This window comes from Geobacillus genomosp. 3 (assembly GCF_000445995.2).
Taxonomy (GTDB): domain Bacteria; phylum Bacillota; class Bacilli; order Bacillales; family Anoxybacillaceae; genus Geobacillus.
In genome coordinates this window covers 22,866-39,678 of the sequence record NC_022092.1, presented here as the reverse complement: position 1 = coordinate 39,678, position 16,813 = coordinate 22,866, and the positions used below count along the sequence as shown (strand labels likewise).

Here is a 16,813-nt window from a genome sequence, read left to right as displayed (position 1 = left end):
ACTAGCATGTTAATTCTATGTCGTTTAATTAACCATATTGTTTATTTATCTGTAATTCTAACATTTTAGTTTGAATACGTCAAGATCAAGTCCATATTTGTGTGTAAATTCTCCCTCGGTTAGAATGCCCCCTTCAGTCCCTAAAGGGGGAGATGCAGGGAGCACGCCTCTGCACCCCTTCACTCGCCGTGTGGCAGCCCCGGCAAAGGATTGCTGGGACTCTCACATGTTTGTAGTCAAGAGCCTGTCAAGACGATATAGAACGCTTCTCGGCCTTGACAGGCTGCAATAGGCATCCGTCAGCCAATGCGTGTAACTTTCGGACTCATGTGGGCAGCCTGTGATTCGCGCCACTCCAGAAATATCGATTTCCATGAGCAATGCACCGATCAGACGCATGGCCGATTCACGATTCGGAAAGATCCGAATTACCCGTTCACGCCGGCGGATTTCCTCATTCAAGCGCTCCAAAGCATTTGTTGTACGGAGCCGCTTGCGATACTTTTCCGGCAGCAACAAGACCGCCGTGGCATCTTCAAATCCTGCCTCCAGGATCGCCATGGCTTTCGGTGCTTTCGTTTCGTATGTCTCCAGCACTTGATTTAAGAGAAGCCGTGCTGTATCCAGATCCGGTGCATCCAAAATGGCTCGAACCCAGCTATGCACCTCATCTTGCAGTTCTTTCGGCGTGGCATCCAGAATGTTGCGTATGAAGTGCGTCTGGCACCGCTGCCAGGTGACGCCTTGGAAGTGCCTGCGGATGGCTCGAATTAACCCTCCGTGGTCATCCGACACGATAAGATCGACGCCTTGCAGTCCGCGGCTTTTCAACCAGCCAAAAAATTCGCTCCAGCTGGCTTCCGATTCGCTGTCGCCAAGCATCAAGCCCAATACCTCGCGATATCCGTCGGTGTTGACACCAATCCCGATAAGAGCGCCTCGGGACCGCACTCGACTTTCTTCCCGCACTTTGAGTACCAGCGCATCGACGATGACAAAGGGGAACGGGTGGTCATCAAGCGGACGGTTGTTCCAGGCCGTCACGACAGGATCGAGACGCTTGCACAATTCCGACACCGTGGATTTCGAAAACTCCGTACCGCATAACTCTTCCGTGATCTGGGCCACCTTGCGAGTCGACACTCCGTTGACCACCATCTCCATCAAAGCCAATACCAGAGCTTGTTCGCTGCGTTGGTAACGGGCAAACAGCTCCGTCGAAAACTTCCCGTTGCGAATCCGGGGAACACGAAGCGTAATGGTGCCGACACGAGTGGTCAATTGATGCGGATACGTACCGTTTCGATACCCTTGGCGCTCTTCCGTCCGTTCGTAGGGCTCTGCCCCCAACTGTTCCGTTGCCTGGGCTTGCAACACTTGGTTCAATACGGATTCCAGCAACTTTGCCACTCCTGCATCATGCGCGTTGCTGAGAAAAAGTTGATGCAAAAGTTGCGAATCTAAGGTAATCTGGTATTGAGCCATTTCAAAATCCCCTCTCCTTGGAATGTTTTCTGGGCAACTACATTCTAAATTCTAACCGAGGGGATTTGAAAATGGCTCTCTTATTTTTCAGAGAGGTTCTGTTTTTACACAATTATACGGACTCAACTAATAAAGGCAGGAAAAAACAATAAATTATCGAAATGGGAAAATACGACTTTGATAGTGTCATGGTATATTATGAGTAGCTGCGTATTCTGCCATGGCGGGCCATCGCTCCGCCATGGCAGGCAAATGAAGCCGGTGGCAATACTCGTGTATTTGTTCTTTCATGAGCGTTCCCCTCGCAGGAAGGCTGTAAATTAGCACATTATTTCAGAATCCCTTTTTCAAATTATTTCAGGCGGATTCGGAAATAATGTGCAAAATTTTTGCGGATTGTTCCGGATTTTGCACATTCTTTCGGAACGTTTGCACGCTCTTTCAGATGAAGATTTCCAGCGCGCCTGATGGACCGATGGAAAAGAAAAAGCACAAAAGAGGCCGATTCGGCCCCTTTCATGCTAATACCCCATTTCCTCTGAGGCCATGCGCACCACTTCTTCGTCAATGGCGTCCTTTTTCAGCTGATACCCGTATAACAGGCACGTCGTGGCCAACGTGTTGATCACCCGAGGCCATCCCCGCGACTGCAGGGCAATCGCCTCTAACGCCGATGGGGTGAAGATCGGGTGCTTCGCCCCGGCCTGTTTCATCCGATGCTTGATGTAGCCCGCCACCTCTTCCTTCTCCAGCGGCCCCATCCGGTATCGCATGATGATCCGCTGGTCGAGAGGGCGGTGCTGATTGAGCCGCAGCTTCCCCTGTAAATGGGGCAGCCCGGCCAAAATCAAGACAAATGGGTTGGTCGAATCCATCTCAAAGTTGAACAAGATCGCGATGTCCTGTAAAAATGCATCCTTCGCTAAATGCATCTCGTCCAAAATGAACACCGGCGTGATCCGCCGTTCATGATACAATCGCTCGATCGCCTGCTGGATTTGGCGGAAGAGGTCTACCTTGCGGTACTTCGGTTCCTCTCCTAATCCCAAGGCCAAACCACGGTAAAAATCCATCACGCCTCCGGTGGATAACGGAAATTATATGATTAGTTTAGACAAAAAACATTAGAGGCGCAATAAACTGAACACCGGCGACCCGTAGTCTTTTGGTTCGGGAAGGGCGGTGTGATAGGCTGGACCGAGCCGGAAGGCGAGGGCTTCAGCGCTTGGGCTTGCAGTGGGGGAGCCTTTCCGGCTGCCAGCCGACCGTCACACCGCCCCGGGGACCCGAACCAAAAGGAAACGGAAGCGCCGGTGCCACTGCACCTATCTGTCGCTATTCGTCGAAAAATAAACCTATATTTAACGTCAGACAAAAAATAATACAAATCATTATTCACCGCGGCGGTGCTTTGATTCGCTTCTCGTCTCAGCTTCGCACGGCCGCGGGCAGCGGCGGGAAACTGGATTACGAGCGGCTTCTGTGAATGAACCGAGCGCCGGGCTTCCCCAGGCTCCAGCCGGATAGCCGCAGGCTAGAAGGCGGCCAGCCGGGAAGACCAGCGCGTGATTGGATTCGCAAGGAAAAACAGAACATTAAATATTCATTTTATTAAAGAAAAGATGAAATAAACGTTTATTTGTTTATATGTATATTAACTGGAATAATTATTGAAAGGAGTAAAACTTTATTTGTTACCTGATTTATCGCTTCAAGCAGCGGTGCAATGCATCAGCTTCCCCGATCCTGCTCCGCACGGCTGCGAGTGAACTACCCGCGAGTGGCTTCTTCGAACGAACCGAGCGCCGGGCTTCCTCAGGCTCCAGCTGGATAGCCGCAGGCTAGGAAGCGGCCAGCCGGGAAGACCAGCGCGGGTTTCCGTACAAAAGAAAAAGCCCTTAAAAGGGCTGTTATCTCTCACATGCATAGTTATCTTTGTCCCTGTCCAGTCTTGGTTGGTATGCCGGATGATCAGCAGGAACACCATTCGGATAAACCTTTCGTAGTTCTGTACAGTTTTTAAAGTACTCCGTACTTCCTGATGAGGAGGAAGTTACAGAACTGCCTGAACTGCTTTTTGCGTTAGATGAACTGCTCGATCCGGATGAACGGTTTGTTGACGAATTGGACGATTTCTTTTCCGTTTCTTTCGGATCGAAATCTCCTTTCGTTGTACCGTATTCACCGTATGCCCAGAGCCCTCGATTTGCCTCACGAGCCTCCCGTGCAAACTTTCTAAAGTAATCGGCGTATTTCACATCAGGCGGATAAGTCGACGGTTCAGCATATCCATTAATTACCAAGTCGGCATTAAACATTTTCGAACGTATTTCATTTTCGTTCATATCATCGGTCGGAACCGACAACCAAACGATTCTAAGCAACCGTCCGTATCGATCCGTCTCTGAAACATCTTTTTGTAAATAAACTCGTTTTCCTTCCAGTTTTGATTTTGTATAATTGCTTGCCTCTTTCCCATACTCTTCTGTTCTAGTTGTCGATTCAGGAGTATTTACGCCAATCAAACGCACTTTCCTTCCATCCGACAACTCAAAGGTGTCGCCATCGACCACTCTGGCAACAACAGCCGCCTGCAATCCAAATTTTTTAATCAGGCTTGATAGCTGAGCTTGTTTTTGAGCTTCTGTATTACTCTCTTTCTGCTCGGTGTTTTGGTTTTCTCCAGTTGCCGCTGTACTCTTAGATTGCTCCTCGTTTACAGTTTCTTTTACTTGCTTGTCATCATCCTTTTTCTCTTCCTGTTTCTTGTCTTTTTCCTTCTTAGACTCATCGTTAGGCACTTTGCCTGCTTCTTGCTTGACGGCAACCTCTTTCTCCGTTGTGACATCATCGTTTCCAACGCAAGAACCTAATGCCAAGATCAAGCCGATACTCAAGATGATGGCCGGTTTTTTCGATTTAGCGCCCAAATTTTTATTGATTTTCCACTCGTAAATGCCCCAAATTGCCAGAGCCATGCCAATTGTAAAAAATGTGTAGTTAATAAACAATGCAATCAAAAGGAGCAGTAAAATAACTGTTAAACAGCCTTTCATCACTGCATCTCCTCTACTAGTTTAAATCCTTTTGTTTTCAAAAACTTCATGTTGTGCTCAAATTGCTCGATTGTATCAGAACAGTCAATATTGGTAAAATCGAGCATATCCATTTTTTCTCGTGGAAACACAACAGACAAAATGCATCCATATTGCTCTTCCGCAGGTGATTCATCATAAACGTTGACGACAACCTCTTGAACAGGGAGAAGACTAAAAAATTCCCTGGCGATTCTAAGTGTACAACTACAAACGTAGTCTTGATAAAGTTGTAAGTACTTTCCTTTTGCCATGTTCTTTTCCGAAAGCTTACCTGTTTTAGTTAATGTGAGCACCTTTGTGGGAACGACTTCTCGATTATTGATGTCTAGCTGGGCGATGACACGTCTCGACTGGTCAAATCGGTATCGCACTCTACTACCCATTTCTTCAATATCCTCAAATGGCTTAGCATCATCGATAACTTTACGCCAAGTTTGTAAGTCATTGGCCAACACTTTTTGAGCGATCTCTTTGTTTTCTTTCCAGTTTTCATAAATCTTCTCATCTTCCCTGACAGCCTGATCTATGTGAACAAGCATCTGTCGTTTTCTCGCTTCAACCCGGTTAAAAAAGCGATCTCGCCAAGTCGGTTTGTACTCCTCAACCCGTTTTTTCAACTCTTGTACATTTGGTCCATCTTCTTCACCAATGCGGAATGGCGGGTCTGAAATTGCAATCTTCTCCCAGTGAACCTTGTCGCTTGTTTCTTCATGAACAGTAAGCAACATATCTATATGCGCCTCATACTGTTCCACCTTATTTCGAGCCTCTTCCAGCATCTTTCCTTTTTGTTGTTGATACTTGATTTGCTCATACCGCGTCCGTTGAGGTCTTTTTTTCCGTGTGCTGTATATTTGTTTTCGATAAGAAATCCCGGTGCCCGGAATACTGCTACTGACTGAAACTCCTCTCGAACTCGTATTGACTCTGAGTCCTTTTCCTCCGAAAGACATACTCACACCTTTTTTACCAATATTCATCCTGACTCCCGGCGCAATTTTAACACTTTTACGAAACCGCAATCCCATTTCATCAGCTCCCTCCCATCTCGCTATAATGATAAGTGCCGTACTTCTCCTAACTCTACAGGGAAAAGCCGGCACTCTCTCGTCTTAACTTTTATACTTCTGCAACCTCTCCACAAGGTCACGACGCATCTGTTCAATATCTTCATCAGATTCCTTGCTTCTGGCGCTCTCTGCAGCGAGTTTCTCCTCATAGTCCTGAAGCCAATCAGGCACAATTTCCCGGCGGACAACCTTGACGTCCTTATGGATTGTCACTTCATTAGGATTAACTCCAGCTTGGATACGCTGCACTTTTTCATTCAAGAAATACGTGAGAAAAGCGATCGGTTCGCGAATATCTTTACGTTGTAAGATGCTCCTGGTTGTTTGAATTAGTTCATCCAGCCAATTGTCACTGAATACCTTTTGGGCTAGAACAGCAATCTTAGCGAATTGCTTTTCTGTTATGTATCGATCGTATGCCTGCAAAACAGCCAAAAACTGCAGATACTGATCATCAACATGATCTTCCTTTTTCCCTTCAATCACCTCAACAGCTGGCTCAACGTTTTTTTCTTTTATGCGAAACCGAATTGATACAACTTTTCGCTTTTCCCTTATTTCTTCGTAACTAAACATAATATCCGTTTTCTCCGAAATTTCCTGTTGCGCTGGATTAAGTACGCGCTTTTTGAAGTTGTGATATTCCCTGTACTTGTTCCCAGCTCCGACCATCATCCTCAATTCATCGAGCCGAATTTCAAATCCCCCGACATATTGCCAACGTTTCAAAAGCTCGTACATTCGGATAGAATAAGAGCTTTTCAGCTCCATTACGTTCTTCAAACGATACGTCGTGAACTCCCTTTTAAGCTGTAGAAGATATGGCTTTAAGCGAGGATCAAAAGACAGGCTGACATATCCTGAATTTCCATCGTATTCCACATATGAAACCCAGCTCATTTGCTTAAACTTCTGTCCTTCCCTAATTTCAAGCACCTTTCTCATTAAGTTTTTGGTGATTTCCCTCAGCTCTGTGTATTTTGGGCTGCCCCGATACCCCAGCAATTCGGAAAACTCCTGTATCGGTAGCCTGTACATTTTAAAATCGTCGTCATCTTTATGAATTTGGCTGATCAAATACAAAATGATCTTTTGTTCCAACGTTGACAGCTTATAGTTCGCCTCAATCAGCACATTGGATTTCGTGACAGCGTTATTATATTGCTTTGGTTGGACGGCCGAAGCCTGCATTCTTCCATCCTCCATCTACTAAAGTAGGAAAATACACCCTTGAATCTATTGTACAAAAAAGTGACTCGATTAAAAAGTACATTTTTTTATTCATGTACGCTTAGAATCAACACCAAAAATGTACGGATTAACTCTTAAAGCGTACATTTTATTTTATTTGTACTATCTAGGCACCAAAAATGTACGTCTAACACCAAAAATGTACGCTGAAATAACCAAAAATGTACGAGATAAACACCAAAAATGTACGCCTAACACCAAAAATGTATGAGATAAACACCAAAAATGTACGTCAAAGAAACCAAAAATGTACTGTTAAAACCCGTAGAAACCTTGATAAATAAAGGATCTTGGCGCCCCTTAAAATAATAAAGGATTAAAAGATATAAATAATAAAAGTATATAAAAGCAACAAAAAGGGAGATTGCTGCTGGTTAATACACTATAGGTTATATATGTCGTTAATTAAAAACTGTATGAAGAGAACCTCATAGCCAACATCGTTTTTAAACGGCCATACAGCCTTTTTGAGACGTTTTTCTTACTAGTTTAATAGTTTTCCCTCTGGAATTCAAAAAACGCCAAAATAAGCCGTTTAACGACGTTTTACGGCAACATACAACTTCACTGCGGCGGTGCTTTGATTCACTTCTCACCTCAGCTTCACACGGCCGCACGGAACATTAAAAAATATTCAATTGAAGAAAAGATGTGAAGAAAAGATGAAATAAACGTTTGTTTGTTGATACATACTTTCTGGAGTGATTATTAGTAAGAGTAAAACCTTATTTGTTGTCTCAAGAAGCGGTATGATGCGTCAGCTGCTCTGCCCCCACTCCGCACAGCTGTGCATGATCAGGTTCACAAGCAGCCTCTCCGAACAAATCAAGCGCCGGGCTTTTCCAGGATTTAACCGGGAAGACCGGCGCGGTCTATTTGGAATTATTTCTGTTTCAGTTCATTTAGATACTTCTCTACCGCTTCCTCAATCAGTAAATAGATATTCTTCTCTTGCAAAATCGACTGCATCTTCAGCTCTTTGTGCAGATCCGTCCGAATATCGAAAGAAACACGCTTCCTTTCCACTTTCTTTCCTTCCTTTCTTGGTTGGTTGTCATCTTCGTTTAAAGTTATGTTATTTTCTTCCCCAACAGGATCAGTCAGCACTTGCATAGGCGTGATGACTTTTTGCTGGCGTTTCATGTTTTTGATATCATCCACTTTGGACACGCTCCATCATCTCCTTATAAAAGTTTTCATACTGCTCCAGCGCCTGGTTCAACTCATTGTTTTCTTCGAAGCCGTACAAAGACAGACGGCCGATCGGAGCCTTGCGGGTGATGATCGTTTTGAACACCTCGTTCGGATAATCCTCCTCAATCATTTCATTGAACGCCTTCGCATCGTTGCGGCGGACGTCGTTCATGGTTCTAAGAATGCCCAGCAGCCTTGTATTGTGCCGCCCATGAACCCTCGCTCCCTCGACGGATTCCATAAAATTCGGGACCGCCGAGTAGCACCAATTGGAGCACTCGAACATCATGATGACATACTGGCTTGCGCACAAGGCGTTGGTCGTCTGCTCGCTCAGCGAAGGCGGCGTGTCGATGACAATGAAATCGTAATGATGCCGGATCTTGTCCAACGTATCGTCCAGTATCAAGGTCGGCTTTCCCTTGTATCTTATATATTTTCCAAGGTACGTCTCCCCTGTGTAAATCCAGCGGGGGAACGTGGCCAGAAAGTTGTTGGCCGGAAGCAGATCCAACCTGTCGTTGACCTTGACTATGTACGGCTCCGGATCTCTCTCCTGCATCGCTTCGAGAACGGATTTCTCCGTGAATTCGTTGGATGGCTTCCGCGAAAGAAGCTCTGTCAAATTCCCCTGCGAGTCCATGTCGACGGCCAAAACCCTGTATCCGTCCCTGCTCAGCAAATAGGCGAGGACTCCGGTTGTCGTGGACTTCCCGCATCCGCCTTTCTGGATGCCCATGGTGATGGTGATGGCCACTTATATCACCTTCCTTTCTTCCAAGGTTTGTTTCTTCTTTTGTTTATATGATTTATTCTACGTTATTTTCTAGATTCCTTCAATGATTGCAAAAAATAAGAGCGTTAGAAACGCTTCCACTTCAATTCCGATATGAGTTGCCGCACCGCCTCCGACTCCGACGCATTTTTTGTCCGACAGTATTTTTGGAGGAGTTCATACAGCTCGTCGTCCAAGCGCACGGTAATGCGATGTGACTTGGACTTTTCTTCTTTCGGGCGTCCACGTTGGAGCTTTTTGCGTTCGACGCGCAGATCGTCATGGACGACAACATCGAGGTATCCGAACCGCTCATAAATGTTTTTATGTTTCTCTACGAATTCTTCCCACATTCGGGGAATTTCTTCAAGAAGCCGGAGGTACTCTTCCTGTAGCCTCTTTGTTTCCTCTGGGGACCGAGGGCGCCGCTTGCCGAATTCCTGAAGGACGAGAACCTGGAAATCGTGCCGCTCATAGCATCTTCCTTCCATCATCGCCATCACCTCTATTTTTTGTCTGACGCTATTTATGTTTATTATACCTCCAGACTTTCATTAATTCAACATTTTTCGTCCGACATAAAATTAAGATGCCAGTGCCAATTTTGCCTTTCAAAGCACAAATTAATCGAATCGGCGTTTTTCAAAACAAAAAACGCTGTTTTCGAGCTGAAAGATAAGGTTTTGCCATTTTGATTTTTTTGCCAAATAGCGGTATATTGTACTTAAAAATGTGATATTTTCGACAAATTTCGCCCCGAGCGTTAAGGGGAAGAGGGGGATGGAAAAAGTTGGACTGGAAAGAGGTAAAGCGGTTCGCCTATGCCGGCCAGGCGTTTATCCCTGTCAACGTGGAAAACAGAGGGGATTCGGTCAAACTTTTTCTCAGGAGCGGGGAAACTAAGCTGCTTGACGTGCAATCGAGTCTGTTTTTGAAGCGGCTTCTGACCTTCTTTGGCACAAGCATTTCGATCAACCGCCATCGGTATGGGGAGTTGGTGGGGAAAAAGCAGCTCGTTCCCATCGTATTGTCGTATGGCTTTACCATCATTCCGTTTAACGTTCGCGAGCCGGTCGGCCGACAAAGCCGTGTAGGGTGGTTTGTGTCAAGAGAGATTGAGCAGTTCCGGCAAAGATCTCCCCAGTGCACCACGATCCATCTTCTTTCCGGACATCAGATTCCTGTGTTTCATTCCCGCAAGTTCTGCATCGACCAACTCAAAAATGCAAAATGGATTGAGATGTGCTACGGGGAGATTCATGAACCGCATCGCAGGCAATGGATAAACGGCAGCGCAGTTTGTGAAACGGTGGTTATGTAGTGAAATGAATGATTTATCGCAATAACCCGGAAGGATCGGCGGCATTGGAGGCCGCTTTTTTCTTTTTTCGCTTTGAAATCGTCTTTGTCTATGGGTGTTCTCGGTTGATATGATGTTGGCAAATCGAAAGGAGGTAGGAAAATGGCCGCTTCCGAAATGGTGTCGGGCCGCACTCTTGTTTTGGACTTCTACGCCGGAAAGGACAGCGACGGAAAGGACATCATCCGCTCGCAAACCTTCAGAGTGAAGAGCGACGCAAGTGTCCAATCGCTTTACGATGCCGCCGCCGCCATCGCCAGCTTGTCGAGCGGCAGCTTGCGGTACGTGCGCACGACGTTGACCAGCCATATTATCAATGCATGATGAGAGGGGGAATGAACAATGAAGACGTTGGAACTGACGTTTAACGCTCAAGCGGGGCCGGCGCGGATTTTGATCCGCTATCCCAAGGAGCCGGTTGATCCGGTGCAAGTGAAAACGGTGATGAACCAGCTCGTAGCGGCAAATGTTTTTATGACCGGCAACGGGGAGCTGGTGAGCCCGAAGAGCGCACGCATCATTGACCGCGAAACGCAAGACATCCAGTTGCCATAGCGCATCTGTCATGAACGGAAGGTTTTTCGCCTTCCGTTTTTGAACATTGAAAGGGGGAAAAGCAATGGATTTGTTTTCGATGATCAGTGAAGTTTCCTTCCCGATCCTTGTTTCTATCTATCTTCTGTATCGGATGGAGACGAAGCTGGATCAGTTGACCAAATCCATTCAAGATCTAACTATCGCATTAAGCCGAGGTCCGCAGAATTGATGATAGGAGGGAATTCGAAGTGGAATTGGTGGAGCTGCTTTTCCGGGCGGAGAAAAGGCTGTCTGGGCTGCATCCGTTGGTGGCGGATAAAGCTAGAGCGTTGATCCGGAAGGCTTATGAGGAAGGGATTTATATCATCATTACGCAAGGGTTTCGAACCATCGAGGAACAGAACCGCCTGTATGCGCTGGGGCGGACGAAACCTGGGCGAATCGTTACGAACGCCCGTGGAGGATACAGTTATCATAATTTTGGATTGGCGTTTGACGTTTGTGTCTGCAATGTTTTCAAGGGGACGCTGATCCCCAGCTGGAGCCTCGACCGCCGGTGGTTTCGCGTCGGTCAGATCGGAAAGTCGCTTGGCCTTGAATGGGGCGGGGATTGGAAAAGCTTCAAAGATTACCCCCATTTTCAATATACATTTGGCCTTTCGCTTGCACAGCTGCGGGCGGGAAAAAAGCCGCCGTCCGCTGTCGTGGCTAAAAAATAGACTGTCTCGCCCCTTCCGAAAGTGGAGGGGATTTTTTTAAATCTGACAAAAGCACGTTATGTCAGATTTTTGTCTGACGTTAAATACGTTGAAGGAAGCAACACGAAGCCGCTTTGCCGCTCTCCCGCTTTTTGTCCAAAAATCTTACTCATCTCCCTTATGGACAAGGGGGTGTCATATTTTGCATACCGTCCAGCCAATCAAAGATAGGGAAAAAATCGAAGCGATGAAAAAGATTTTGCGTGCTTCGTCATTGAGAGACGAGCTCCTTTTTACGATCGGGATCAATACGGGTTTGCGGATCAGCGATATTTTGGCTCTGAGGGTTGGGGATGTGAAGAACCAAAAAGGCGTTGTCGAACGTATTGAGATCGTGGAAAAGAAGACAAAAAAGACTCGGGTTGTCGCACTGAACCGAAAAACTCGCCGCCTGATCGAGCTGTATTTAGCGCAGGAGCGGCCGCACGCCCGCGGCGACGAGCCGCTGTTTCGGAGCCAAAAAGGAGGCCGGGCGATCAGCCGCCAGCATGCCCACTACATCCTGAACCGGGCCGCCAAAGCAGTTGGGATTGTGGATCGCATCGGCACCCACTCCCTGCGCAAAACGTTCGGCTATTTCGCATACAAACAAGGAACGGACTTGGCCATGATCCAAAAAATCCTCAATCACTCCAGCCAGGCCGAAACGCTTCGCTACATCGGCATTACGCAGGAGCAAATCGATGAAGTCACTGCAGGGCTTGATCTGTGAACGAAGCTCGCGCCGGTCTTCCCGGCTGGCCGCCTTCTGGCCTTTGGCCATCCGGCTGGAGCCTGGGGAAGCCCGGCGCTTGGTCCATTCGAAGAAGCTGCCTGCGGGCCCATTCATCCGCAGCCGTGCGAAGCGTGACCGAAGAAGCCACTTCATTGCACCGCTGCTTGAAGCAATAAATCATCGAATAAATGATTAATACTAAAAATAATGGATCATACATTAAAATAATTGAAACAATAAATAAACGTTTATTTCATCTTTTCTTCCAACAAACAAAAGTTTCGTGGTTCGCACGAAGATTCCATTTCCGCGCCGTTCGAGGGAGCCGCTCGCGATCCAGAGTCTTCCGCTGTCCGCGGCCGTGCGAAGCAACATCAAGGAGCTGCTCAAAGCACCGCCGCGTTCAATAATGATGTTTATTGTTTTATTTTTTGTCTGACATTAAATATTGGTTAATTTTCGACAAAAAGCGACAGATAGGTGCAGCTGCACCGGCGCTTCTGTTTCCTTTTGGTCCGGGTCCCCGGGGCGGTGTGATGGTCGGCTGGCAGCCGGAAAGGCTCAGCCACTGCAAGCCCAAGCGCCGAAGCCCTCGCCTTCCGGCTCGGTCCAGCCTATCACACCGCCCTTCCCGGCCCAAAAGACTACGGGTCGCCGGTGTTCCAAGAAATGCAGCCAAAAGAGCATTTTTGTTAATCGATTTGACGATTTTTGAAATAAATGGAGGATTTTGAAATAAAGTGTCGAAATTCAAGACCGCCAGAGTCCTCTCCTATTCAATAGGCCTCGATTGATCCTCATGGCATTCTTATTTTCCCTTTTTCTATTTGAATGGTGTGTAAATTTTGAAGGGACGGCCGCTGTCTTTCTGCATAATGATCGCATCTTGCATTTGCATGGCTATGCGGTTGTTTCCCATGCAGGGAGGGCGTTTGGTGGAGAATTTTAAGCTTGAGAATATGGAACTTTCCCCTTTGGATCGTGCAAAGCGCCATGTGACGTTTCAGCATCGAGGCGCCTCAGGATGGATCACGCTGGCGAAGAAGGAACCGGACGGGGGATGGAAGCAGTATCACTACCAGCCCAACGAATTGGCTGTAGAACTGCCTAAATGGCTTGGAGAGGACGTCTATTTTAGCCAAAACACCTTTTATAAGCCTCAACGAAGAATCGAGAATATAAGGCAGCTGAGGGCTCTGTACGTGGATGTGGATTGCCATACGATTGGCTATGAGCCGGAGTGGGTGGTCGGGAAGCTGGACATCGAGGTATTCTATGACAATATCTTGCCTGAACCTAATCTCATCATTTTCTCGGGTCGCGGAATCGTATGCGTTTGGTTGATCGAGCCGGTCCCGTACAAGGCCTTGCCGCTGTGGAAGGCGGTGGAGAACTATTTTTATGAGCAACTTAGCTATGTGGGGGCGGACAAGAAGTCGCTGGATCCGACCAGGGTGTTCCGGATCGACGGGTCGGTCAACTCCAAGAGCAAAAGGGAGGTCGTCGTCGAGTACCGGCACGGCGACAGGTATGTCCTCCGTGACTTGCAATATGAGTACTTGCCGGAATTGACAAGGACGGAGACAGGAAAGAAAGGAAGGAAAGGGAAACTTGTTCGGCTACATAATATCCAGACGCTGCACTATGCCAGGCTGCTGGATTTGATCCGTCTTGCGGAGCTTAGAAATTATGATCTGAAGGGATACAGGGAGCTGTTTTGTTTTTTATATCGATACTGGAGTTGTTGCCTCACTGATGATCCCGATGAGGCGCTGAGACAGATGATAGAGCTGAACGCTGGATTTAAGGAGCCGCTGTCTGAAAAAGAGGTGATCCGGGCGACAAAAAGTGCCGAGAAAGCGTGGATGGCTAAGAATGATGCGAAGGCGAATGAGGAGGCGAGGAAAAAAGGCTATCCCGGCGCCGGCTATAATCTGAAGAACTCTACGATCATTCGATGGCTGGACATCACGCCGGAGGAACAGCGACACTTGCAGACCATTATTGACGCCAATGAGAAGCGCCGGCGGAAACGTGAACGCGACAGGGCGAGGACAGGGGAGTTGCGCCGGGGACAAGGGGCGAAGACAAGGGAGGAGTACCTCGAGGAACAACGGGAGCGAACGGAGGACAAGGCATGGCAACTGCAGAAGGCAATGGAGCGACACCCTGACGCGACAAATAAGCAGCTGGCCATGATGCTTCAGATATCGGTGCGGCGTGTCCAGCAGCTTAAGAGGTGGGTCAAGAACTGACGTTCCCGTGAAATGGTTCGTCGCCCTTATATTATGGGCGTCAGCCTGCTTGCTCCCTCGACCATAAAGAAAGAATAAACCAAATTGGTTTTGTTCCAATACCTCATTAGATTGGTGAGGGGAGTCCCGAGGGTTTTAAACTTCAGATTTTCACTTCGATGAAGGGTGAAATGCAAGCGGATCGTCGCCAAAAGGATGGTAAAAGGGATTTTAAAGATTGATTTTGGACGCATAGCTGCAAGGTGAAAATGCCAGTTAGTAGTTATTATAAAGGGGATAGGTTTATTGATTAGATTTTGATTGGTGATGATATGATTATTTAGAACATAATTCTCAATGCAAATTCACCAATAAGATAAAAATTCTGCTTAGAATCAGGGGAGCGAATGAAGGTGAGGACACTGGAATGACGCGAAGGGCGGTATTGAAATAAAAGACGAGGACAAGGATCGTGTCCCTGTTCCTCGATCAATCAAAAATCTATGCAACTAAGATATACAGTTGCGACAAGGTGTCGCGAAAGCATTCCGTCGGAGGACAACGGCCACTCCTGTTGTTTTCTCACTTGTCCTTGGTGAAGACAAAAAGGAGTAGGGTGAATCATGAACAACAAGACAACCAGGTGACATAAATTTGTTTCCTGTCTTAAGTCAAGACAGTAATTGTCTGACAGAGGACAAGATGTGGAATGTGTCGCGACAGATGTCCCGATGGATTAGCGGCCGCCGGAGACGATGGACAATGAATCGCGACAGACCGAAATAATAAACGTGTCTCCCATGACAATATGGACAGTGGGTGTCCCCGGTCGGGGGATTCTGAGGACACAGCATATCATCGTGTCTTGAAAAAACGAACTTAATTTATTTTTTGTCAGACAAAAAATTAAACACTTTCATTATCATGATCATCAAGTAAAAACGGATACTTCAGCAACATATGTTGAAATGTTCCTTTGTCTTTGAATGGGAGGAATTTACGGGACAAATTTTGATAGTAGCATCTCTGGTGGATGATTGTATTGATTATATCCAAGAACACTTTATCGCTAGGGCGGACAATTTTTGAGCATACCGGACACCTTAGTCTTCCAATAATATCGAACATTTTTTCGCCTCCTGTTTGTTTTCTATACTCCCTCTTAGCTCAATTGATGGTATAATCTTCTTTAAAAGTAAAAGGGGGAGTTTTCAATGAGGAAAATCAAGATGCTGATGGTAGCTGTAATTGTATTTATGATAGCAATACTACCGGGAATTGTAACAGACGCAGCCCCAAAAAACATGTATGTACACTTCATCAATGTTGGGCAAGGTGACAGTATTTACATTAAAGCGCCAAATGGAGAGGACATTCTCATTGATGGAGGAAATAAAGATGGCAGTGATGTCGTCGCCTATCTTAAAAAGCAGAAGGTAAAGGACATCGAAATCATGATCGCGACTCATCCAGACGCCGACCATATTGGCGGTCTTGATGAGGTTCTCAAGGCTTTCCCTGTGAAAAGTGTGTATGCTCCAAAAGTCGGTAGTACAACGCAAGCATACAAGGATTTTTTGACTGCTGTTAAAAATGAAAAGCTTACTATAAAGGTTGCTAAAGCTGACGTTGTCTTGCCAATCAAAGGTGTGACTGCTAAGTTTGTTGGCCCTGTAAAATCGTACAGCACTAGCGATACAAATGACTGGAGCGCTGTCCTAAAAGTGACCTATGGCAAAAAGTCATTCCTGTTTACAGGCGACGCCGAGACTCGAGCAGAAGCGGATATGGTTAAAGCGAAAAAGGATTTGCGCGCTGATGTGTTGAAAGTAGGTCATCACGGTGCGAAAACTTCGACCAGCGCAACGCTTTTAAAAGCTGCAAAACCAACATATGCGGTAATTTCGGTTGGCAAGAACGCTTATGGTCACCCGACATCGGAAGTTTTAAATCGGTTGAAGTCTTATAAAGTCAAGGTATTCCGTACAGACAAGCAAGGAACGATTATCGCAACAACCAACGGGACAACACTTACCTTCAACGTAAAACCAATTTATTAAGAGGTGGTTAAATGAAATATATCATTGATCGCTTCGAGGGTAAATGGGCGGTTTGTGAGGCTGAGGATGGCAAAATGATCGATATTGAGAAAAGCAAGCTACCCAAAAACGCCCGCGCCGGCGATGTGATTGTACAAGAGAACGGAAAGTTCCGGGTGGATAAAAAAGAAACAGAGAAGCGGTGGAAAGAGATTGAAGAGTTGATGAATGATGTGTTTGAGGAATAGTACATCATTCTTTAGCTAAAAATATAGAAGGCCGGTGAAAAAAGTACAC

General features: G+C 46.5%; 16 protein-coding genes and 2 pseudogenes. 9 read left to right on the top strand and 9 right to left on the bottom strand.

What is annotated here, in order from left to right; all coding sequences use genetic code 11:
* Window positions 1-222 precede the first annotated feature (222 nt).
* The 9 genes and pseudogenes from M493_RS17360 to M493_RS18075 form a co-directional block, all read right to left on the bottom strand.
* Complete coding sequence (locus tag M493_RS17360; protein WP_020961696.1) at window positions 223-1,485, bottom strand: IS256 family transposase; 1,263 nt, start codon at window positions 1,483-1,485, stop codon at window positions 223-225.
* 192 nt (window positions 1,486-1,677) lie between these two features.
* A pseudogene (locus tag M493_RS18495) lies at window positions 1,678-1,776 on the bottom strand (AAA family ATPase); the annotation flags it as partial.
* 230 nt (window positions 1,777-2,006) lie between these two features.
* Window positions 2,007-2,582 (bottom strand): annotated as a pseudogene (locus M493_RS17350) (ExeA family protein); the annotation flags it as partial.
* An 813-nt stretch (window positions 2,583-3,395) separates the two neighbouring features.
* Entirely contained in the window at window positions 3,396-4,541 is a 1,146-nt protein-coding gene (locus M493_RS17345) for a thermonuclease family protein (RefSeq protein WP_020961694.1), read from the bottom strand.
* Window positions 4,541-5,611: a DUF4236 domain-containing protein gene (locus tag M493_RS17340; RefSeq protein ID WP_020961693.1), complete on the bottom strand. Its 1,071-nt coding sequence runs from the start codon at window positions 5,609-5,611 to the stop codon at window positions 4,541-4,543. Before M493_RS17340 ends, M493_RS17345 begins: the two co-directional genes overlap by 1 nt.
* A gap of 84 nt (window positions 5,612-5,695) precedes the next feature.
* Complete coding sequence (locus M493_RS17335) at window positions 5,696-6,844, bottom strand: replication initiation protein (RefSeq protein ID WP_020961692.1); 1,149 nt, start codon at window positions 6,842-6,844, stop codon at window positions 5,696-5,698.
* A 942-nt stretch (window positions 6,845-7,786) separates the two neighbouring features.
* On the bottom strand, window positions 7,787-8,074 hold the full coding sequence (locus tag M493_RS17330; protein WP_020961691.1) for a hypothetical protein: 288 nt from the start codon (window positions 8,072-8,074) through the stop codon (window positions 7,787-7,789).
* Entirely contained in the window at window positions 8,058-8,855 is a 798-nt protein-coding gene (locus M493_RS17325) for a ParA family protein (RefSeq protein ID WP_020961690.1), read from the bottom strand. The genes M493_RS17330 and M493_RS17325 overlap by 17 nt, the downstream gene beginning before the upstream one ends.
* Window positions 8,856-8,959: 104 nt before the next feature.
* On the bottom strand, window positions 8,960-9,373 hold the full coding sequence (locus tag M493_RS18075; protein WP_235183478.1) for a ribbon-helix-helix protein, CopG family: 414 nt from the start codon (window positions 9,371-9,373) through the stop codon (window positions 8,960-8,962).
* Window positions 9,374-9,663: 290 nt separating this feature from the next.
* On the opposite strand from M493_RS18075, the gene M493_RS17315 reads away from it, so the two are divergent.
* From M493_RS17315 to M493_RS17275, 9 genes are all read left to right on the top strand, one after another.
* Complete coding sequence (locus M493_RS17315; RefSeq protein ID WP_020961688.1) at window positions 9,664-10,194, top strand: competence protein ComK; 531 nt, start codon at window positions 9,664-9,666, stop codon at window positions 10,192-10,194.
* A gap of 141 nt (window positions 10,195-10,335) precedes the next feature.
* Window positions 10,336-10,557, top strand: coding sequence for a DUF1659 domain-containing protein (locus tag M493_RS17310; RefSeq protein ID WP_020961687.1), 222 nt, complete (start codon window positions 10,336-10,338; stop codon window positions 10,555-10,557).
* A gap of 18 nt (window positions 10,558-10,575) precedes the next feature.
* Entirely contained in the window at window positions 10,576-10,788 is a 213-nt protein-coding gene (locus M493_RS17305) for a DUF2922 domain-containing protein (RefSeq protein ID WP_020961686.1), read from the top strand.
* A gap of 64 nt (window positions 10,789-10,852) precedes the next feature.
* The gene (locus M493_RS17965; RefSeq protein ID WP_011229514.1) at window positions 10,853-10,999 is read left to right on the top strand and encodes a YvrJ family protein; all 147 of its coding nucleotides are present in this window, start codon (window positions 10,853-10,855) and stop codon (window positions 10,997-10,999) included.
* 19 nt (window positions 11,000-11,018) lie between these two features.
* The gene (locus M493_RS17300; RefSeq protein ID WP_020961685.1) at window positions 11,019-11,489 is read left to right on the top strand and encodes a M15 family metallopeptidase; all 471 of its coding nucleotides are present in this window, start codon (window positions 11,019-11,021) and stop codon (window positions 11,487-11,489) included.
* A 181-nt stretch (window positions 11,490-11,670) separates the two neighbouring features.
* Window positions 11,671-12,240 carry a site-specific integrase gene (locus M493_RS17295; RefSeq protein ID WP_020961684.1) on the top strand — a complete coding sequence of 190 codons (570 nt, stop codon included), beginning with the start codon at window positions 11,671-11,673 and terminating at the stop codon, window positions 12,238-12,240.
* A 938-nt stretch (window positions 12,241-13,178) separates the two neighbouring features.
* On the top strand, window positions 13,179-14,498 hold the full coding sequence (locus M493_RS17290; protein ID WP_020961682.1) for a hypothetical protein: 1,320 nt from the start codon (window positions 13,179-13,181) through the stop codon (window positions 14,496-14,498).
* Window positions 14,499-15,691: 1,193 nt separating this feature from the next.
* Window positions 15,692-16,537: a ComEC/Rec2 family competence protein gene (locus M493_RS17280; protein WP_020961681.1), complete on the top strand. Its 846-nt coding sequence runs from the start codon at window positions 15,692-15,694 to the stop codon at window positions 16,535-16,537.
* Between the two features lie 11 nt (window positions 16,538-16,548).
* On the top strand, window positions 16,549-16,764 hold the full coding sequence (locus M493_RS17275) for a DUF3006 domain-containing protein (RefSeq protein WP_020961680.1): 216 nt from the start codon (window positions 16,549-16,551) through the stop codon (window positions 16,762-16,764).
* The last annotated feature ends 49 nt before the right edge of the window (window positions 16,765-16,813 follow it).